The sequence below is a fragment of the Flavobacterium sp. C3NV genome (assembly GCF_046825355.2).
Taxonomy (GTDB): Bacteria; Bacteroidota; Bacteroidia; order Flavobacteriales; family Flavobacteriaceae; genus Flavobacterium.
Window position 1 is genome coordinate 101,369 of sequence record NZ_JBKQBJ020000010.1, and the last position, 22,143, is coordinate 123,511.

Annotated in this window: 16 protein-coding genes; 10 read left to right on the top strand and 6 right to left on the bottom strand. The window is 34.4% G+C overall.

Going from position 1 to position 22,143, the window contains the following annotated elements; all coding sequences use genetic code 11:
* Positions 1-25: 25 nt before the first annotated feature.
* Entirely contained in the window at positions 26-2,893 is a 2,868-nt protein-coding gene (gene leuS / locus ACIDC4_RS15325) for a leucine--tRNA ligase (protein ID WP_412043439.1), read from the bottom strand.
* 274 nt (positions 2,894-3,167) lie between these two features.
* Here leuS and ACIDC4_RS15330 point away from each other — a divergent pair, with 274 nt between their 5' ends.
* The 6 genes from ACIDC4_RS15330 to truB all read left to right on the top strand — a co-directional run bounded on the left by ACIDC4_RS15330 (position 3,168) and on the right by truB (position 9,471).
* Positions 3,168-3,515 (top strand): winged helix-turn-helix domain-containing protein, encoded by a 348-nt coding sequence (locus tag ACIDC4_RS15330; RefSeq protein ID WP_412043440.1) that lies wholly within the window; start codon positions 3,168-3,170, stop codon positions 3,513-3,515.
* A 96-nt stretch (positions 3,516-3,611) separates the two neighbouring features.
* Entirely contained in the window at positions 3,612-6,167 is a 2,556-nt protein-coding gene (locus ACIDC4_RS15335; RefSeq protein ID WP_412043441.1) for a TonB-dependent receptor plug domain-containing protein, read from the top strand.
* A gap of 468 nt (positions 6,168-6,635) precedes the next feature.
* Positions 6,636-7,511 carry a cell division protein FtsX gene (locus tag ACIDC4_RS15340; protein WP_194617729.1) on the top strand — a complete coding sequence of 292 codons (876 nt, stop codon included), beginning with the start codon at positions 6,636-6,638 and terminating at the stop codon, positions 7,509-7,511.
* Positions 7,512-7,631: 120 nt separating this feature from the next.
* Entirely contained in the window at positions 7,632-7,889 is a 258-nt protein-coding gene (locus ACIDC4_RS15345) for a DUF3098 domain-containing protein (protein WP_230033407.1), read from the top strand.
* Between the two features lie 89 nt (positions 7,890-7,978).
* Positions 7,979-8,776, top strand: coding sequence for an undecaprenyl-diphosphate phosphatase (locus tag ACIDC4_RS15350; RefSeq protein WP_194617727.1), 798 nt, complete (start codon positions 7,979-7,981; stop codon positions 8,774-8,776).
* Positions 8,776-9,471: a tRNA pseudouridine(55) synthase TruB gene (gene truB, locus ACIDC4_RS15355; RefSeq protein WP_230033410.1), complete on the top strand. Its 696-nt coding sequence runs from the start codon at positions 8,776-8,778 to the stop codon at positions 9,469-9,471. Before ACIDC4_RS15350 ends, truB begins: the two co-directional genes overlap by 1 nt.
* A gap of 366 nt (positions 9,472-9,837) precedes the next feature.
* On the opposite strand, the gene ACIDC4_RS15360 is transcribed toward truB, so the two are convergent.
* Entirely contained in the window at positions 9,838-10,455 is a 618-nt protein-coding gene (locus tag ACIDC4_RS15360) for a thioredoxin family protein (RefSeq protein ID WP_412043442.1), read from the bottom strand.
* Between the two features lie 189 nt (positions 10,456-10,644).
* Here ACIDC4_RS15360 and pyrH point away from each other — a divergent pair, with 189 nt between their 5' ends.
* From pyrH to ACIDC4_RS15375, 3 genes are all read left to right on the top strand, one after another.
* A complete protein-coding gene (gene pyrH / locus ACIDC4_RS15365; RefSeq protein WP_055094499.1) occupies positions 10,645-11,352 on the top strand; it encodes a UMP kinase in 708 nt (235 codons plus the stop codon).
* Positions 11,353-11,429: 77 nt separating this feature from the next.
* Positions 11,430-11,993: a ribosome recycling factor gene (gene frr / locus ACIDC4_RS15370; RefSeq protein ID WP_412043443.1), complete on the top strand. Its 564-nt coding sequence runs from the start codon at positions 11,430-11,432 to the stop codon at positions 11,991-11,993.
* A 117-nt stretch (positions 11,994-12,110) separates the two neighbouring features.
* Positions 12,111-14,603 carry a DUF5686 family protein gene (locus tag ACIDC4_RS15375; protein ID WP_412043444.1) on the top strand — a complete coding sequence of 831 codons (2,493 nt, stop codon included), beginning with the start codon at positions 12,111-12,113 and terminating at the stop codon, positions 14,601-14,603.
* A gap of 374 nt (positions 14,604-14,977) precedes the next feature.
* Here ACIDC4_RS15375 and ACIDC4_RS15380 read toward each other — a convergent pair whose 3' ends face one another.
* From ACIDC4_RS15380 to ACIDC4_RS15395, 4 genes are all read right to left on the bottom strand, one after another.
* The gene (locus ACIDC4_RS15380; RefSeq protein WP_412043445.1) at positions 14,978-17,248 is read right to left on the bottom strand and encodes a cation:proton antiporter; all 2,271 of its coding nucleotides are present in this window, start codon (positions 17,246-17,248) and stop codon (positions 14,978-14,980) included.
* A 316-nt stretch (positions 17,249-17,564) separates the two neighbouring features.
* A complete protein-coding gene (locus tag ACIDC4_RS15385) occupies positions 17,565-18,284 on the bottom strand; it encodes a LytR/AlgR family response regulator transcription factor (RefSeq protein ID WP_412043446.1) in 720 nt (239 codons plus the stop codon).
* Entirely contained in the window at positions 18,247-19,008 is a 762-nt protein-coding gene (locus ACIDC4_RS15390; protein ID WP_078006883.1) for a sensor histidine kinase, read from the bottom strand. Before ACIDC4_RS15390 ends, ACIDC4_RS15385 begins: the two co-directional genes overlap by 38 nt.
* Positions 19,009-19,247: 239 nt before the next feature.
* Positions 19,248-19,577, bottom strand: coding sequence for a DMT family transporter (locus tag ACIDC4_RS15395; protein ID WP_412043447.1), 330 nt, complete (start codon positions 19,575-19,577; stop codon positions 19,248-19,250).
* A 179-nt stretch (positions 19,578-19,756) separates the two neighbouring features.
* Here ACIDC4_RS15395 and ACIDC4_RS15400 point away from each other — a divergent pair, with 179 nt between their 5' ends.
* Positions 19,757-22,138: an efflux RND transporter permease subunit gene (locus ACIDC4_RS15400; protein ID WP_412043448.1), complete on the top strand. Its 2,382-nt coding sequence runs from the start codon at positions 19,757-19,759 to the stop codon at positions 22,136-22,138.
* Positions 22,139-22,143: the final 5 nt, after the last annotated feature.

The window sequence follows — 22,143 nt, forward strand, 5'->3', positions numbered from 1 at the left end:
TTTTAAATATTTAGAATTTATTTATTTACCCCACAAGGTTAATAATTTTCCCGGGAACAATAATCACCTTATTTGGTGTTTTACCATCTAACTGACGTAATGTTCTTTCGTCTTTCATAATGATTTCTTCGATTTGTGCTGCGGTTAAATCCAAAGGCAATTCGATTGTGAAACGCATTTTCCCGTTGAAAGAAACCGGATATTCTTTATTCGTCTCTACTAAATGTTTGGCTTCAAAAACAGGAAAATCAACTGTTGCAATAGAAGTTGTATGTCCTAATTGTGACCATAATTCCTCGGCTATATGCGGCGCGTAAGGCGAAACCAAAATCGCTAATGGCTCTAAGATTGCTCTCGAATGACAATTTTGAGTCGACAATTCATTCACACAAATCATAAACTGAGAAACCGAAGTATTAAAAGAGAAACTCTCGATATCTTCTGCTACTTTTTTGATGGTTTTATGTAATGATTTTAAGTTGTCTTTTGTTGGTTCGTCGTTGTTTACGATTAAACAGTTATTTTCATCAAAATACAATCTCCATAATTTTTTCAGGAAACCAAATACGCCTGAAATTCCGGCAGTATTCCAAGGTTTTGCTTGTTCTAATGGCCCTAAAAACATTTCGTACAAACGTAATGTATCAGCACCGTATTCATTACAAATATCATCAGGAGTTACCACGTTGTAATATGATTTCGACATTTTTTCGACTTCACGGCCTACAATGTATTTTCCGTTTTCATCCAAAATAAATTCGGCAGTATTAAAATCTTCTCTCCATGCTTTGAACTTTTCAAGATTCAATTCATCAGAAGAATTTACGAAATGAACATCAACACGAATTGGCTGAACATTCTGGCCTTCAATTTTGTTTTTAGAAACAAATGTATTGGTTCCTTCTAATCTGTAAACATAAGCAGTCGTTCCCAAAATCATTCCCTGATTGATCAGTTTTTTGAATGGTTCTTCGGTTGGAGCAAAACCTTTGTCTTTTAAGAATTTATTCCAGAAACGAGAATACAATAAGTGTCCGGTTGCGTGTTCGCTTCCTCCAATATATAAATCTACGCTTTCCCAATACGCCAAAGCTTCCTTGCTTGCAAATTCAGTTTCGTTATGCGCATCCATATAACGCATCCAATACCATGAACTTCCTGCCCAACCTGGCATAGTATTCAATTCTAATGGAAAAATCGTTGCATGATCTACCAAATTTGTATTGACAACTTTATTGTTTTGAGTATCCCAAGCCCAAACAGCTGCGTTTCCTAACGGAGGCAAACCATCTTCGGTTGGTAAATATTTCTCTACTTCCGGCAAAATAATTGGCAAATGCTGCGCATCGATCATCTTTGGCAAACCATTTACATAATACACCGGGAAAGGCTCTCCCCAATAGCGCTGACGGGAGAAAACAGCATCACGCAAACGGTAATTTCTTTTTCCGGTTCCCTGACCTATTTTTTCTAATTCAGCAATTGCCTTTTGAGTTGCCTCTTTATAATTTAATCCGTTTAAGAAATCAGAATTGGCGATTTCAACATTGTCTTTAGATCCGTAAGCTGCTTCAGAAATATCAACGTTTGCGAAGATATTCTTGATGTCCTGCATTCCGTTTTGGCCTTTAAAGAAATTAGCAAAAGCATAATCTCTTTCGTCTCCGCAAGGAACCGCCATTACAGCACCAGTTCCGTAACCTGCCAAAACATAATCTCCAATCCAAACCGGAATTGGTTCTTTTGTAAAAGGATGTTCTGCATAAGCTCCGGTAAATACTCCAGAAATTGTTTTTACATCGGCCATACGCTCACGCTCTGAACGTTTTGCTGTTTTTTCGATATAAGCTTCAACTTCTCCTCTTTGTTCTTCGGTAACTATTGTAGAAACTAAAGGATGTTCTGGAGCCAAAGTCATAAAAGTTACTCCAAAAATAGTATCAGGACGAGTTGTGAAAACGGAAATCACTTCATCATGATTTTTCACATGAAAAGAAACCATCGCACCAACCGATTTCCCGATCCAGTTTCTTTGTGATTCTTTTATCGATTCACTCCAGTCGATATCATTTAAACCTTGCAACAAACGCTCTGCATAAGCCGAAATTCGCATGCTCCATTGGGTCATTTTTTTACGAATAACAGGATATCCTCCACGTTCTGAAACTCCGTTTACAATTTCGTCATTTGCCAAAACAGTTCCTAGACCGGGACACCAGTTTACTTCGGTTTCAGCCAAATACGTCATTCTGTATTGCAAAAGGATTTTTTCTTTCTGATCGTCAGAATACGAGTTCCACTCTTCTCTTGAAAAAATCGCAACATTATCATCGCAAACTGCTTCGACCAAAACATTTCCTTCTTCTTCAAAAACTTTTACAAGCTCTGAAATATCAAATGCTTTTCCTTGCTTTCTGCAATACCACGAATTGAATAACTGGATAAAAATCCATTGTGTATGTTTATAATAATCAGGATTTGACGTACGCACTTCACGGCTCCAGTCAAACGAAAAACCAATTTTATCCAATTGTTTTCTATATCCTGCAATTTGTTTTCCTTCTTTATCTACTCCACCGTCGATATTTACGCGCGTTGTATCTTCCGGACGTTGTCCTGTTTGTATCGCATATTGTTCTGCCGGCAAACCAAAACTGTCGTAACCCATTGGGTGCAAAACATTGAAACCCTGATGTCTTTTGAAACGAGAATAAACATCTGAAGCAATATAACCCAGCGGATGTCCTACGTGTAATCCTGCCCCAGACGGGTAAGGAAACATGTCCAGTACATAATGCTTTGGTTTTTCAGAATTGTTTGATGCAGCAAAAGTTTGGTTTTCAGCCCAATATTTCTGCCATTTTTCTTCGATTTCGTTTGGATTGTATTTCATTTCTTTGAGTTGCTGAGTTACTGAGTAACTGAGTTGCTAAGTTTTAGTATATTGAATAATAAGTTTGCAAATTTACGTTTATTGTGGATTGTACCAAAGTAATTTTTTTAGATTAAAAAATGTGATAAAAATCATTCTTTAAAAACCCATAAATACTCAAATTTGCACTCTGATATTTAGAGCAGAAATTGGTCTTTTTTAAACACTTTTAGAATTAGAAGAATCATTTTACTGAAAATAGACTATTTTTAAAGATGTTTTTTAAAGTGCAAAAATGGAAAATAATAAAAAATACGCTATAGAAGTACGACTTTGGATTGAAGAAGCCGAAGGTCCTTTTTTAGGAATTGGAAAAATCTGGTTATTAGAAAATATTCGAAAAACCGGATCTATTACCAATGCCGCTAAAGAAATGAAAATGGCGTATCGTCAGGCATGGCAATTGGTCGAAGAAATGAATCAGCGGGCAGAAAATCCGTTGGTAGAAAAACTTCTTGGCGGAAAAGGCGGCGGCGGTGCAAGACTAACTCCTGCCGGAGAAAAAGCAATAACCGTATTTTATGAAATCGAAAAACGGATTAAAGATTTTGCCCAAAAAGAAACCCAAAACCTAAAATTCTAAAATCCTAAATTATTTATTTATAAAAATTGTAACGAGAAATATTCTTTTAAATACTTCAGTGTTCATTTCTAAACATACTGAATAATAATCTAAATCATGAAAATTCAACTTTATCTTCTTCTGTTTTTAATCAGCTTTAATTGTTTTTCTCAAGTAGAAAATTCAAAAACAAGCCAGGATAGCATCAAAAAAGAAGAGTTGAACGAAATTGTTATTACAGCTTCCCGTCGTTCCGAAAAAATAATGCGTTCTCCTATAAGTATCGAGCAGTTAAAATCGGCGGAAGCCAAAACAATGGGATCTCCAAGTATTTACGAAGCACTCGAAAATATAAAAGGAGTGCAAATTATAACACCAAGTTTAGGTTTTAAAGTCATCAATACAAGAGGTTTTGCGAATTCAACAAACGTACGTTTTGCACAACTGATTGACGGAATCGATAATCAGGCACCACATTTGGGCGCTCCAATTGCCAACGCTTTGGGCGCGAATGATCTAGATATTGACAAAATAGAAATTATTCCGGGAACGGCAGCAGCTTTATACGGAATGAACGCTATAAATGGTCTGGCCAATATTCAGACCAAAAATCCTTTCGAATATCAGGGCGTTAGCATTCAGCAATTGACCGGTGTAAATCATGTTGGAAATATTGACCGGTTTTCACCGAAGATTTATTCGCAGTTTAATTTACGTTTTGCAAAAGCATTCAATGAAAAATTTGCCTTTAAAATTAATGCTTCGACAACAGGCGGAACAGATTGGGTTGCTGATGACCGGACAGATTTGGCTCCAAATGCTAATGCTTCAACCAATCTATACGGCACAGATAATCCGGCTTATGACGAAGTAAATGGCTACGGAAACGAATCGGCCAACAGGAAAACTTTAAACCTAAACGGTAAAAATTATGTGGTTGCCAGGACAGGTTATCGCGAAACAGACATTTCTGATTATGGAATAAAAAATTATAAAGCCGATGTTGGTTTTTACTTTCGTCCTAAAAAAGAAAATGAATTGGCTGTGACTTACAAAACCGCATTAATCAATACAATCTACCAACGTTCAAACCGATTTAGATTAGACAATTATACTTTAAACCAAATTTCCGTTGATTATCATACTCCAATTTTTCAGATAAAAGGATATGCCACTTTCGAGAATACCGGAAATTCATATAATATGCGTTCCCTTGCAGAAAATATGGATCGCGCGTATAAATCAGATGATCAATGGTTTGCAGATTATTCTGTCGCTTATAAAAATGCCATAACAAATGGATTTGCTGTAGCCGATGCGCATAAAATAGCCAGAACATCATCTGACCAAGGCCGTTTTGAACCCGGAACTGAAGCTTACAATCAGAAAAAAGATGAATTAATCAACATCAACAATTGGGATTACGGCGCAGCTTTGCGCGTAAAATCGACTTTGGTTCATGCCGAAGGGTTACTAAATTGGGACAAAGCTTTCCCCACTTTCTTCGAAAAAATAGACGCAAAATTATTGAGTGGATTTGATTACAGAACTTATATTATAGTGCCTGACGGAAACTACTTTATTAATCCCGTAAATCCTTCTGAAAATTTGACTTATCAAAAAACGGGTGCTTTTACCCAATTGAAAAAAGATTTTTTAGATCGAAAAATAAGCTTGGGCGCCACCATAAGAATGGACAAGGCTGATTATTTCAATACAAAATTTACGCCTCAGTTTACTGCCGTTTATGCTCCCAAAAACGAAATTAGTTTTAGAGCTTCTTATCAAAACGGATATCGTTTCCCGAGTATTTTCGAAGGTTTTTCTAACGTAAATAGCGGCGGCGTAAAACGTGTGGGCGGATTGCGTATTATGTCGGATGGTATTTTTGAGAATTCGTATACCAAAGCTTCGATAGATAAATTTCAATCGCAGGTAAACAATGATGTCAACACACTTGGAATCACTCAGGCGCAAGCCATTGAAAAGAATAAAAATACAATTCAGAAAAATCCATATACCTATTTACAACCGGAGTTTGTTAATTCTTTCGAATTTGGATTTAGGGGAATTGCGTTAAAACAGAATCTATTTATCGATGCCGATTTTTATTACAACTCGTATAAAAATTTCATTGCACAAGTCGAAGCCAGTATTCCGAACACTACAGATCCTAATCAGATTCCAACCGCATTGTATTCAAAAAACACGCAAAACAGATACCGTTTGTGGACGAATTCTAAAAGTAAAATCTACAATTACGGAGGAAGTTTAGGTTTAAAATATCGCATTGATAAAACTTTCACCGCTTTAACCAATGTTACGTATACCAAACTCGACCGAACAGACGACAAAGATGGTCTCGAAGACGGATTCAACACACCGGAATTCAACGTCAACGGAACATTAATCGCAGCTAACATTTGGAAAAACCTTGGCGCAAGCACAACGGCACGTTATCAAAACAACTTTGATTATGTTTCGTTTTTAGTCAGCGGAACCGTTCCTGCTTACTGGTCGATGGATGCGCAAATTAATTATAATTTCAAAAAAGCAGGTATTACAACCAAACTTGGAGGAACCAATATTCTCAACAAACCTTACAATTCTATTTTAGGCGGGCCATCTATTGGCGGATTGTATTATTTATCATTGGTTTGGGAAACGAAGTAATTTGCAATGGGAAATTTAACTATTGACATTAACCGCAAAGTGCGCAAAGTTTTTTAAATTTTGAAGGTTTTGTAAAAACACAAAGTTCGCAAAGCTGGATGTTAATTAACTTTGTGTGAATCTTTGTATACTCTGTCGTAAATTTTCTAAGTTTCTATTTTTCTCAAAGCTTTGCGAACTTTGCCTTTGTCAACATAATCCAAACACAATCTGTTATAAAAACTTTGCGCGCTTTGCGGTTAAATCAAATTTTAAGACCAACAGTTGTAAAGCTTGAGAACTAAAGCTTTTTATTTTCTTTGCGACTTTGCGTCTTTGCGAGATTAAAAAAACAAAGCTTTGCCATTAAATAAACTTTTTATTCAACATCTAATTGTACATTTATGGTACTAAAGTCAAAACTTTGATCGTTATTAACTTCAAATAAAGAAATTCTTTATTATTTTTACCACATAATTTAAGCAAACTATGAGTTCTAACTTTGATAAATTTCAAAAGCGCAGGTTAATTTCCTCTTATTTTTCGGTTGTACTAAGTGTATTTCTGGTTTTATTCCTTTTAGGAGTACTGGGATTATTCATTATCAATTCTAAAAAACTGGCCAATGATTTTAAAGAAAAAATCGCAATGACGGTTTTCTTTAAAAATGAAGCCAATGATAGTGTGATAAAAGCATTCGATACTGAATTGAAAAGAGCTCCTTTCGCAAGATCTTATGTGTATGTTACCAAAGACAAAGCAGCAAAAGAACATACTGATATTATTGGAGAAGATTTCCTTACTTTTTTAGGAGAAAATCCTTTATTGAACTCCTACGATATTCACTTAAAAGCAGATTATGTTGAGAGAGACAGCATCGTGCAAATCGAAAGTAAATTGCGTAAAAATACTATGATTGAAGATATTGTTTACGACAAACAATTGGTCAATCTGGTAAACGACAACATCAAAAAAGTAAGTATGTGGATTTTGATTATCAGCGGTTTCCTTGCTGTTATCGCCGTTTTATTAATCAACAGTTCGTTACGTTTATCGATACATTCTAATAGATTTATTATTAAAACCATGCAAATGGTAGGTGCTACAAAATCGTTTATTCGTAAACCATTTGTAACGCGTAGTGTAAAATTAGGAATGTTAGGCGCAGGATTGGCTATAATTGCCTTAATTGGGGTTTTATTTTATGTAGAAACCAATTTCCCTGGCTTAGGAATTTTAGAAGATAAAGTACTAATAGGATTGGTGTTATTAGGCGTTTTCGGACTAGGAGTTTTAATAACATGGGTAAGCACACATTTTGCAACTCAACGTTTCCTTAATTTAAGAACAGACGATCTTTATTAATAAAGTATTCAGTCCCGGTTTTTAGTTTACAGTAAAAAATAGCCTTCGACTTCGCTCAGGCTGACAAAAAAAAATCATATAAAAAGAGGGTGAGATTGCTTCGTTCCTCGCAATGACAAGATGAAAAACAATAACAATACAGAACCACAACAGCCACAAAAACAAGAATTTCTTTTTGAAGGTATTAACTACAAAATTCTATTAATTGGAATTGGAGTTATTGCATTAGGCTTTATCTTAATGTCTGGCGGAGGAAGTAAAGATCCTAATATCTTTAATGAAGATGTTTTTAATTTTAGACGTATTCGTTTAGCTCCAACAACTGTTTTAATTGGTTTTGGAATTGCTGTTTATTCTATTTTTAAAAAATCAAAATAAATAGATTACTGGATTTCTAATTGGAACGCCCTTCGACTTCGCTGAGGGTGACAAATCTGAAATCTAAAATCTAAAATCTAAAGTTCTCAATGGATACATTACAAGCTATTGTTCTAGCCATAATTGAAGGAATAACAGAATTTTTACCTGTTTCTTCAACTGGCCACATGATTATTGCCTCTTCTTTTTTCGGAATTGCCCATGAAGATTTTACTAAACTTTTTACCATTGTTATTCAGCTTGGTGCTATACTTTCTGTGGTTGTTTTATATTTCAAACGTTTCTTTCAAACACTTGATTTTTATTTTAAACTTTTGGTTGCGTTTATTCCAGCCGTAGTTTTAGGATTATTGCTAAGTGATTTTATTGATGGTTTATTAGAAAATCCCGTTACCGTTGCTGTTTCACTTTTGATAGGAGGACTAATTTTATTGAAAGTTGATGAATGGTTCAACAATCCGAATACTGCCGAAACTTCACAAGAAATTACCTATTTACAGGCTTTCAAAATCGGAATGTTTCAATGTTTGGCTATGATTCCCGGAGTTTCACGAAGCGGAGCGAGTATTGTTGGAGGTATGTCTCAAAAATTATCCAGAACAACAGCTGCTGAATTCTCATTCTTTTTGGCTGTACCAACGATGTTGGGTGCAACAGCAAAAAAATGTTACGATTATTATAAAGCAGGATTCGAATTATCTCAGGATCAGGTTAACTTATTGGTTATTGGTAATGTAGTTGCTTTTATTGTAGCACTTTTGGCCATTAAAACCTTCATAGGCTTTTTGACTAAAAATGGCTTTAAAGTTTTTGGTTATTATAGAATAATCGCCGGAATCGTTTTATTACTGATTCACTTTTTCATTCATCCTCTTACCATTATATAATGACACCTGAAGATTATTTAAACGGACAAGTTTTATTGATAGACAAACCTTTAAAATGGAGTTCGTTTCAAGCTGTCAATAAATTAAAATACCTTTTGATCAATAAAGTTGGACTTCCAAAAAAGTTCAAAATTGGCCACGCCGGAACATTAGATCCTTTGGCAACAGGCTTATTATTGATTTGCACCGGAAAATTCACCAAAAGAATTACCGAATTGCAGGGTCAGGCAAAAGAATACACGGGAACTTTTTATATCGGAGCCACTACTCCATCGTATGATCTTGAAACCGAAATCGACGAAACCTTTCCAACATCGCATATCGATGAAGCTTTGATTCATGAAACCGTAAAACAGTTTTTAGGAGAAATCGATCAAAAACCGCCTATTTTTTCAGCTATTAAAAAAGATGGCGTTCGTTTATACGAACATGCACGTGCGGGAGAAACTATAGAAATTGCCAGCAGAAAGACTACTATTCACGAATTTGAGATTACCAGAATTGCTTTGCCTGAAATCGATTTTAGAATCGTTTGCAGCAAAGGAACCTACATTCGATCTATAGCTTATGATTTTGGAAAAGCCATGAATTCAGGATCACATTTAACCGTTTTACGCAGAACCAAAATTGGTGACTATGACGTAAAAAATGCGATCGATGTTACTTTATTTGAGGAAAGCCTTAACTTAGAATAAAACAGAAAGCACATTACAAATTAAAAAATTGCAATGTGCCAACTCCTAAAGTAATTCTATTTCATAAAGTGTTTTTTGGAGTTAATAATTGCAAACATTTTTTCCTCCAAACAATACACCTGAAATAAAATCATAAAATCTTTCGAATAACTTTTTCATAATAGTGCATTTTTTAATTGTTAAACATTAAATAAACACCAATAAAAAGAGTAAATCAGAAAGTAAATAATAGAAGTGGGATGATGTTACTAAGTTACATTTTTTTTAAATCAAAAAAAATATTTTAATAAATTTTTAAGATCTATTAAATTAAACCTCAATACATTAAGAAACAAAATCCCTTTTTAATGTCTTAACAAAACAAAATTACAAACGATTATATTTGATATCTTCTATAATTTGCATGAGCTCTTCCTGAACCGAAACACCTTTATCTGCAAGATACCATAATTGTAAATCTGTTTTTATTTTTTCATCCAGTACACCAAATTCCTTTTTATAATTCGTTATTAATTCAGATGCTGCTTTTGGTCGCGGTCCCCAATCAGCACGAACAATTCCTGCTTCTTTGCAAATTACAATCACTTTCGGAATTGCTTTTCCGCCATTCGTAAGATATTGGTTCATTAATTCCTCATTTTCATCGCGCAGTACAATTCTAAGATCTATTTTTTTATTCGATGCCAAAGCCATTTTATTAATAATAGGAAGTATTTGAGCAGCGTCACCGCACCAGCCTTCAGAAATTACAAGCCAAATATATCTATGATCCAGGTTTTCTAATTTTAAAACAATTTCATCGGTTAATTTTATCGTTTTATCTAATCGGTTCATTCTGGCATCGTTTAGCTTACTATAATTAGTTAAACTTTCAGATTGTTCGCTACCGGTTGATTGTCCGTCGACTAATAAATCAGCAACCAATTTGCGATATTCAGGATAGGTATGACTTTTAAATAATGCTTTAGCGATAATATTTTTCATATTTATTTACTTTTTGAATTGGATAAAATTACAAATTTCAGGAAGACCCAAAGAATGACTTTTATCACATTCAAAAAAATCCTGAAAATTCCTTATAAATTTAAAAATAAAAGAACTATTAATTTTTTTAAAACATTATTTTTAAAAATAAGAATATGTCTATATTTGCACAAATTAACGCAACAACACATGAAATATAAAAGAATTCTTCTAAAACTGAGCGGCGAAGCCTTGATGGGTGATTTACAATACGGTATTGACCCTAAAAGATTAGCCGAATATGCTGAAGAAATTAAGCAAATTCACAGTAAAGGAGTAGAAATTGCTATTGTTATTGGAGGAGGAAATATTTTTAGAGGCGTTGCAGGTGCAAGTGCTGGTATGGATAGAGTACAAGGCGATTATATGGGAATGCTGGCTACCGTGATCAACGGAATGGCATTACAAGGCGCTCTTGAAGACAAAGGAATGAAAACGCGTTTGCAAACTGCTTTAAAAATGGAATCTATTGCAGAACCATACATTAAAAGAAGAGCAGACCGTCACCTTGAAAAAGGAAGAATTGTAATTTTTGGAGCCGGAACCGGAAATCCATATTTTACAACTGATACGGCAGCGGTTTTAAGAGGTATCGAAATCAATGCTGATGTGATCTTAAAAGGAACCCGTGTTGATGGTGTTTACGATTCTGATCCTGAAAAAAATGCATCAGCGGTGAAATTTGATATGATTTCGTTTGATGATGTCCTTAAAAAAGGATTAAACGTGATGGATACAACAGCTTTTACATTAAGTCAGGAAAACAAATTACCAATCGTTGTTTTTGATATGAACAAAATTGGAAATTTATTAAAAATCTGTGAAGGCGAAAACATAGGAACAGTAGTAAATATATAGTCATCAGTAACAGTTTACAGTCGCAAATGCAGGCTTTAACTGAAAACTGAGAATGAAAACTGAAAACTTAAAAAAAAATGACTGAAGAAATAGAATTTATATTAGATAGTACTGAAGAATCAATGAATGGTTCGATTGCGCATTTAGAGAAAGAATTTCTTAACATTCGTGCAGGAAAAGCATCTCCGGCAATGCTAGGAAGTGTTTTTGTAGATTATTACGGATCAGCAACACCACTTTCGCAAGTAGCAAAAATTAGCGTTCCGGATGCGAGAACAATTACTTTGCAACCTTTCGAAAAAAACATGCTGCAAACAATCGAGAAAGCGATCATGGTTGCTAATATTGGTTTTAATCCAATGAACAATGGTGATGTTATCATTATCAGTGTTCCGCCATTGACAGAAGAGCGTCGTAGAGATTTAGCAAAACAAGCAAAAACAGAAGCTGAAGATGCTAAAATTGGTGTACGTAATGTACGTAAAGATGCGAATACAGATATTAAAAAATTAGAAAAAGAAGGAACTTCTGAAGACATTTGCAAATCTGCTGAAGAACAAGTTCAGAATCTAACCAACACTTATATCAAAAAAATCGATGAATTATTGGCTTCAAAAGAAGCCGAAATCATGAAGGTATAATTGTAATATCATAAAATAAAAATCCGTTTAGTTAAATTCTACTAAACGGATTTTTTTTATTGTTATTTTTGCATACCAAAATCCCATTTTGTCCGTTTTGAAACTATAATATTCTCTATGAAGCTATTTTGTTTATTGACTTTGTTTTTCACGCTTACTATTCAGGCGCAATTTCAACTAAACGGAATTGTAACGGACTCTAACAATAAACCGCTTCCTTTTGCAACCATAACAACTCCGGACAACATCAATACGATTACCGATGTTGATGGAAAGTTTATTTTTACGCCTTCTGAAAAAGCAACTAGTTTTTCTGTTTCTTATATTGGTTTTCAAACCAAAATTGTTGCCATTACAGAAAAAAGATATTATTCTGTTTCGCTTTCTCAAAAAACCGATGATCTAAAAGAAGTTATAATTTCGAATGAAAATCCGGCTTTAACTATCATAAGAAAAGTAATTGCGAATAAGAACAAAAACAATCCACAAAAAAAGCTGAACAGTTTTGAGTACAAAAGCTACAATAAACTTATCGTAACAGCCAATCCCGATTCTATCGATGGCAGGATCGATTCTACAGCCGCTTATAAAGATTTCGATAAAAAACGCATCAATGTCGATTCATCAGATTATAAATTCAAAGAAATAATCAGCAAACAGCATTTGTTTCAAACCGAAAAAGTATCACAATATCAGTTTGGCAATAACAAGCTAAAAGAAACCATTTTGGGAACCAAAATGGCGGGATTCAAAAACCCGATCTATGAAGTTATTGCTTTCAATTTGCAATCTATATCGATTTACGATAATAAATACGAGTTATTCGAAACCAAATACGAAAACCCAATTTCGAATACTGCAACTTCGAGTTACAACTACAAATTACTCGATACGGTAAATATAAAAGGTCGCGAGACTTATATGATTTACTTTAAAAACAAACAAAACAGAAAATCATCAGGATTAGAAGGTGTCTTGTATATCGATCAGGAAAATTTTGCCGTTGCAAAAGCTGTAATGCGTATAAAAGGCGTTCTCGATATTAGCGGCATTCACGAATTTGAATATGTGCCAAGTGAAAAAGTCTGGTTTCAGAGCAATACCACTTTTAAAATCGTAAAAGGAAAAAACGATGATGATATTAAAATTCTGGGTGGAACCATTCAGTTTGACGGAGATGTAGAAGACAATTTCGAACCAAGAAAAAAATCAGCTTCAGACTTTACTTATTTACTATCTGAAAGTAATAATTTCGATATTCATTACAATACAAAAACACCAATAAAAGACCCGTCACTTTATATCGAAATTAAAGACGATGCCAACAAAAAACCGGAAGCATTCTGGAATGAATACAGAAAAGAAAGTTTGGACCTGAAAGGGCAAAAAACATATCAATTGATAGACAGCCTTTCGATCAAAAAAAGAATCGAAAATCGCTTAGGCTTTGGCCGAAAAATCATCAATGGCTACATCCCTATCGGACCAATCGATCTTGATCTGAAAAAGATTATTAGTTACAACAATTATGAAGGTTTCCGACTTGGTCTTGGCGGCATCACAAACGATCGTTTTTCTAAAAATTTCAGAATCGAAGGATATTCTGCTTACGGAACCAAAGATGGCGAAGTTAAATACAGTTTAGGAGCCGGAGTTTTACTAGACAAAAGCACGAACACCTGGGTAAACGGATATTATACAGATGATGTTCGAGAAATTGCAAGTACCGTTTTTGCCGTTGATAAGCGTGTTTTCAAAATTTATGATCCTCGCCCAATCAACATTAGTACTTTCTATCAATATACCGCCTGGAAAGCCAACGTTCAGTCTAAAATTATCCCAAAAACCGAAGCTGTTTTCGAATTAGCACGAACTTACGTCGCGCCTCAATTTGATTATATGTTCAATTACGACGGGAAATTATATTCGAGTTACGTTATGACCACCGCAATGGTTTCTATTGTTTGGGCGCCATTTAGCAACTTTATGCAAACACCAACCGGGCGAAACGAATCAGAGAAAAGGTTCCCTAGATTTACTTTTCAGTACACACAAACATTACCCGACGTTTTAGGAAACGACTTTACTTTTGGTAAAATAGATTTTAAAACCGAGTATGAAAAAAATTACCTAAACGGTCAAAAAACAAGCTTGCTTTTGCAAGGAGGTTACGCAATAGGCGATGTGCCGCTTACGCATTTGTACAACACAATGCCCAACAACTTAACAAAAGAAACCGTTATCCAGCGTATTACTTTTGCAGGCCGAAACAGTTTTGAAACCATGTATTTTAATGAGTTTTTCTCGAGCCAATACATCTTTTTCCAAATCAAACATGGTTTTGACCGAATCAGAATCCTTAAAAAAGTCCGTCCTTCTTTAGTTTTAGTGACCAGAATGGCTTGGGGAAATATGGAAAACCCTCAACAGCATGTTGGCCCAACCTACAAAACATTAGACAAAGGTTTTTTCGAATCCGGAATCGAACTAAACAAGATTTACAAAGGTTTTGGACTTGGTGGTTTCTATCGCTACGGACCAAATCAGTTGCTGAAATTTGAGGACAATATTGCCGTTAAGATTTCTTATGTACTTGATTTGGGGCTTTAGTTTTTGAAATTCCAATCTTTTTAAATTCCAAATTCCAATTATCCTTAATCTTCTCATTTCAATACGAAGAAAAATCAAACAAGAAATCACCAATATTTACTGAGCTACTTACAGAGATCCTTCATCCTTCAGGATTGACAAGATTGTGTTAATCTTTGTCCATATACGAGTGCGATTTCTCCCTTCGGTCGAAATGACAAAAAATGCGAGTAAAGCAATGGAAAAATCCGCGCAAATCCGTGTTTTCGCGCAAGCGAATCCGTGTCATCCGCGTGCCATCTCTCAATCCTAAAAAAAAAGAAAACAAAAAAACCCCAAACCCCAATCGTAAAATTGGAATTTGGAATTTTAAAATATTGAGATTTAAAAAACTCTTATGGTTTCAATATCAAAACCGAAGGCGTATTATTCAGCCATGTACTTTGAGATTCGATTAGTTTTTTCCAACTGTCTAAACTAATAATCATCAAATTCTGATTTTCTAAAAATTCTTTTTTGATCGTTCTGTCATGCATAATCATGATATGATTGGGTGCAATTTGTTCAATAGAACGAATTGTTTCCTGAATATCCCTTGTATTTTTTACCTCTCCACTCGCATCAAGTACCGTGATCTGAGATCCGTTATTATTGATAAGTTTCTTCGCATATTCAATAAGAAAAGAATCTTCTTTACTGAAAATTGGCATAAAAATCTGATTGACTTCTTCTAATTCTTTATCGATAAAAATACCAACCGGCATTTTACTTTTTGCAATAATATGACGTGTTCTTTCATCAAAAGGAGAATTCTCGAACAAACCTTCTTTTCCTGTAAACTTATCGATCAAACGATCCGGATTTACAATTCGGGTCGTAAAACCAAGAATCTTCCCCAGCAAAGTTCCGTCAAAAATAGATTGTCCTAAACCAACTAATAATAAATCATATTCGCCTTGGTTAGCCGTATCTATAATATCAGTATCAATATCATTGGTTACTTTAAAAACACTCACCATATTCTGATTCAAACGTTCTGATTCTTCAATAACAGGAACTAACATTTTTCGTTCATGATCTTTTACATCAAACGAATGTATCTCGGTACTTAATGATAAATGCATCGCCGTTACAATCGAATTATCGCCTTGTTTTTTTACTAAACTATTAGCAAGCTTCAATAGCTTTTTACCTCTTTCAGGAGTTGCAAACGAAAGTAGAATCTTGTACTTGCTTTTATTTCCAATTTCCTGAGGAACTGCAGTGACTTTATCTTTAAATATAAAACCTATAAAATCCAGTGCCGGACCCGTCATAAAAGTTGTTACCAAAGCCATAATAACCATCATGGTAAAAATCTCCGTAGATAAAACTCCCAGATCATAACCAATATTTAAAACTACAAGCTCCATTAAACCACGAGTATTCATTAATGCTCCAATGGCTAAACTGTCTTTCCAACTTTGTCCTACGAATTTTGCAGCAAAAGCACTTCCTAAGAATTTACCCGCTACAGCAACTGCAATAATTACAGCTGTAACTTTCCATAAATACGGATCGTTTAATAATCCTATTTGCGTACGTAAACCCGTGAAAACAAAAAACAATGGCAATAAGACAATAATGGCAACGTCTTCGACTTTTTCGATAAAAATATTTCTGAATTTATTATTTTCAGGCATAATTGCTCCCGCTAAGAAAGCACCAAATAAAGCGTGAATTCCAATTAATTCTGAAGCATAAGCAGAGAATAAAAGGGTAATAAAGAAAATAGCCACAACAGGTTTGTTCAAACTTTCGCGAGTTGAATTTAAATCTCCAACACGTTTCAAAAACGGACGCACTATTTTTAGCATGACAATTACATACAAAATAGCCAACCCAATTACATATAAAGCACTTGTAAAAGAACCTGCTTTTACAATCGCAATTACAACAGCCAAGATACACCAGGCCGTAATATCATCGGCCGCAGCACAAGTTATGGCAATAGTACCCAATTTTGTTTTTTGCATGCCTCGCTCCTGCACGATTCTGGCGAGTACCGGAAACGCTGTGATACTCATGGCGATTCCCATAAATAAACCAAACGATGCAAACTCAACGCCAACCGGAGCAAAAGTATGGTAGATAAAATAAGCTAATGACAGACCCAGGGCAAACGGAATAACAATACTTGCGTGACTTATAACTACAGCATCATGTGCTTTGTTTTTTAATACTTTCAGATCCAATTCCATCCCGATAACGAACATAAAAAGGATCAAACCAATCTGACTTAAAAATTGTAAATTCCCTAAAGATTCTTTTGGAAACAATGCTGCAGAGAATTCAGGAAAATACATCCCGACCAAAGACGGTCCTAAAACAATACCTGCAATCATTTCGCCAATTACAGATGGCTGCCCTATTTTTCTAAAAACCCATCCAAACAAACGTGCTACTAAAATAATCGTAACGATTTGTGCCAATAAAATAGCCAACGGATGTTTTAAATTGTCTATCATCGAATCGAGAAAATCATTCCAATGATTGCTTTCGATTTGTTTGTGTACGATTCCGCGCCCCACTTCGAGTGCAGCACCTTTTGAAATTACCCAATATATCAAGGCAGTGAATCCGCCAATTACAGTAACGTAAAATAAGGAGTTTTTTATGTTATTCATAACTCGTTTTTTTGATTTTAATGGTGCAAATATCAGAACTGAGAATTAAGTGATAAAGCAATTTTAAACCTAATTTTCAATGTATGTAACAAGTCGGAAAAACTTTGTAATAAGTTATAATAATTGGCAGTATTACACTGTCAATCGGAATGAAATCAAAGGTATTTATCGTAAAAAGGGCTTCGACTTCGCTCTGCCTAACATAGATAAAACTAAAAAAAACATTATAATAAACTACTGTCATCCTTGAGCGAAGTCAAAGGCTCGGTCATACAAAATAGACTTCGGGTTCGCTCAGTCTGACATTGGTAATCCTCTAGATTTTTACCTTTTTTAGAAAATCAGAACGATAGGTTTCGCTTAAGATTAAAGTGCTGTTTTTATCATTTTTTTCTAAATGATGCAGCACAATTTCGTTATGATTAAAAAATTTAATGGCTTTTACTGCCACAATTTCTTTTTTGTTTACGCGACAAAAATCGGTATCAGGCAATTCGTGCAGCAGTGTATCAAATTTTACATTTTTTAGATTCAGAAAACTTCCATCAACAAGCAAAACTGTTTTATCGCGACTATCGCTAACGGCGGTTTTGATGTACACAATCTGATTAAAATACAATAACGTTTTTCCTTTGTCTGTATTCAACTGAATGAACTTTTTAGCCGCGTCCGGTTTATGAAAACGCTCATAAGCTTTTGAGATCGCTTTTTGTAAACGCTCCAGTTTTACGGGTTTTGTAATATAATCTACTGCATCAATATTAAAAGCATCGGCAGCATAATCCTTATAAGCGGTACAAAAAATCACTAATTTATTGTCGAGCATTTCTGCCAGATGCAAACCGTCGATTCCAGGCATTTCGATATCTGATATTAACAGATCAAAATCGAGATTCGGAATATCAGCAAGGAGTTTCTCCGGATTGTTATACGTTTTTACAATTTCGACTTCGTGAATTTGTTCGCAAAGCATTTTTAAGTACGTTAATCCCGGTAACTCATCGTCCAGCAGCAAGCATTTCAGTTTTGTATTCAAGTAAATCTATTTTAAGATGAGCTATATAAACATCGTTTTCTACAAACTTATCGAGTTTGAAGTTGTTTTTATAAATAATACGCAAGCGGTGTTCTAAAGTCGCATGACCAAAACCGCTTCGTTCTTTTTTTAATACTTTTTTATCAGAGATTTTATTCGAAACCGTCATAAAAAAAGCATTATCCCTAAACTCAAAAACTACCGAAATAAAAGCATCGGCACTTTGCAAATCAGCGTGTTTAAAGGCATTTTCGATTAAATCAATAGAAATCAGCGGCGCTAATAACGGCTGATCGTATAATTTATCTTCTTTATTGATGTTGGTTTTGATCTTCAATTCAAAAAGCGGGCTGATCTTGATTTTATTGATTTCAATTAAATTCAAGGCAAAATCAATTTCTTCTTTTGCGGTAACAAATTTCTTTTTGCTTTCGTATAAAATATAATCCAAAACATTGGCCAGTTTATCTAAAGCAAAATAAGTTTGATAGGCATGCGACTGAATGGAATTCAAAATATTCTTGAACAAATGCGGATTCAGTTTTGATTCTAAAGTTTCTAACTGCAAATCATTCACTTTCATTTCGAGTGCATAAAAACTTTTCTCAGCATCATCTTTTGCTTTTTTAAACTGCATCAACTGATACATCAAAAAACAAATGATAACGATAAGCAATAAAAGTATCGCCAGAAATATAAAAGTGATGGTATTGTTTTCTTGCATGTTTATGTAAAGTTAAAACGTTTTTTTTTGCCCACGGGTTTTACGGATTGAACGGGTTTACACCGATTTTCTTTTTATAGTATTTAATTCTATCTGCGTAAATCTGTTAAATCCTTACAATCTGTGGGCTGTTTTTTTCGCCACGAATTATGATATCTGCGAGAACTTTTTTTATTATTTAACCAAAATAATTTATCCGTGTAAACCAGTTTAATCCGTAAAACCCGTGGGCCAATTTCTTAATGGCTAGAAACAAATTTCAATCCAATAATGGAAGCGATCAAAGTTGAAAGAAAAAATATTCTCCAGAAAGTTGCCGGTTCTTTAAAAATTAAAATCCCGACTAAAACAGTTCCAACTGCGCCAACTCCTGTCCAAACGGCATAAGCGGTTCCTATGGGCAAAACTTGCGTGGCTTTATACAATAATACCATACTTATAGAAAGACAAATAAAAAAACCAACCATCCAATATGTGGAGATCATTCCTGTTGTTTCTTTGGCTTTGCCTAAACAAGAAGCAAACCCTACTTCAAAAAGTCCTGCTATTATTAATAAAATCCAATTCATTTTCGTCTCATTTTTAAATTACGTACAAATATGAGAAAAGCTGATCATTAAAACACAAAAAGAGAGAAATATATCACAAACATCAAGTGCTCATTTTGTGTTAACATTAAGTAAAATACAATCGATTATTTATGATTTAGAGCACTTTTCACTACATTTGCATCCATTTTAAAGAATTTATGAAAAACGCTGTACAAGTTGGATTTTGGGAAAAACTAGCCCGAATCATACTTAAGAACCGAATTATAATACTAGTAATCCTATCTGCTTTAACGATTTTCCTTGGTTATCAATGGAAAAACCTTTCTATGACTTATACCGAAGCCAACTTGCTTCCTAAAGATCATATCGTAAATAAACAATACCAACAGTTTCTGGATAAATTTGGTGAGGAAGGAAATTTAGTAGTAATTGGGTTTCAGGATCCAAAATTTTTCACACCTAAAAACTACGCGGCCTGGAATGAATTAATGACGGGTTTAAAAAATTCTAAAGAGGTAGATTTGGTCGTTTCTTTGAATGATTTAAAGAAACTCGAAAAAGATACCGTTAACGAAAAATTTGTCCTTACCCCGTTTATTGATCAAAAGAAAGCACTTGACCCTGAATACTTAAAAAAGATACAATATGATTTGTTTCACAATTTGCCTTTTTACGAAGGATTATTGTTTAACAAACAAAGTGGTAGTATTCGTTCGGCAATTTACATCAATAAAGCACTTGTAAATACACCGGAAAGAAAGACTTTTATTCTTGAAAACCTGGTCCCGAAAATCGATAAATTCGAAAAAACTACAGGAGTTGATTTGAAAGTTTCGGGAATGCCATACATCAGGACGATTAATGCGGATAATATGAAAGGTGAAATCGGGCTATTTATTGGCGCGGCTTTATTCACCGTTTCGTTGATTTTCTTTTTCTTTTTCCGTTCGTTCAGAGCGACTTTTATTTCGATTTGTATCTTAATAATTGGTGTAATCTGGTCTTTCGGGACGCTTGGTTTATTTCATTATAAAATCACGATTCTAACAGCTATTATTCCGCCATTAATTATCGTAATTGGGATTACGAATTGTATTTTCCTGATTAATAAATACCAGCAGGAAATAAAACTGCATAACAATCAGGCAAAGGCTTTACAACGTATTATTTCGAAAATTGGGGTTTCGACTTTAATGACGAATTTAACTACAGCGATAGGTTTTGCTACGTTTATGATTACGGGTAATGATTTGCTTTTTGAATTTGGATTGGTGACTTCGATCAACGTAATTTCAGTTTATTTACTAACGCTTTTAATTGTGCCAATTGTATACAGTTTTATGTCAATTCCGGGCGAAAGACATTTGTATCACTTAAACAAAACTTACATTTCGACTTTATTAAATTTTGTTGAAAATGTGGTAAAAAACAAACGAAAAGTAATTTATACCATTTACGGTTTGCTTTTGGTTTTTAGTGTAATTGGGGTTTCGCAAATGAAAGTTTCCGGAAGTTTGATTGGAGAAATGCCAAAAAGTGCTTCGTTTTATAAAGACATTTTATTCTACGAAAAAGAATTCAATGGTGTAATGCCACTCGAAATAATGATTAATACCAAACATAAAAAAGGTGTTATGAAATTATCTACAATGAAAAAAATGGATGAATTGCAAAACACGATTGCAGAACTTCCTGAATTATCAAAACCGGTTTCTGTAGTAAATTTGGTTAAATATTCCAAACAGGCTTTCTACAACGGAAATCCGGAATATTACCAATTGCCAACTTCGCAGGAACAGACTTTTATTTTATCGTATGCAAAAAATGCGACGAAAAACAGCAAAGACAATTTAATGAAATCGTACGTAGATTCGACTGGACAATATGCCCGAATCACGACTTTCATGAAAGATATTGGAACTCAGGAAATGGCAAGAGTAGAGAAAAAATTACGCTCAAAAATTGCCGAAATTTTCCCTGAAGATCGTTACGAAGTGACTCTGACCGGAAAAGCTTTGGTTTTCCAAAAAGGAACATCGTATTTGGTCGACAACTTAATCGAATCGTTGATTTTCGCGATTTTAGTAATTGCAGGATTAATGTTGTACTTGTTCAGATCGTTTAAAATGGTCATGGCATCTGTGATTACAAATATTTTACCGCTTTGTATTACATCCGGATTAATGGGTTATTTCGGGATTCCGCTTAAACCTTCTACGATTTTGGTATTCAGTATAGCGTTCGGTATTTCGGTAGATAATGCGATTCAGTTTATGGCGAAGTACAAACATGATTTAATTCAGAGCAACGGAAAGGTCAAAAAATCTGTTTTCAGTGCTTTGAGAGAAACAGGAATTAGTACTTTTTATACTTCGGTAGTTTTAATTTTAGGTTTTGCTACTTTCACGCTTTCAAGCTTTAGCGGAACAATCGCTCTTGGTGGATTAATTTCTTGTACTTTGGCCTTTGCGATGTTTGCTAATTTATTGGTTTTACCGGCTTTGGTTTTGACTTTTGAAAAGAAGAAAGCTAAGAAAGAGGATTTGGAGAATTTGGAGGGAAACACGAATTTGGAATAAACATT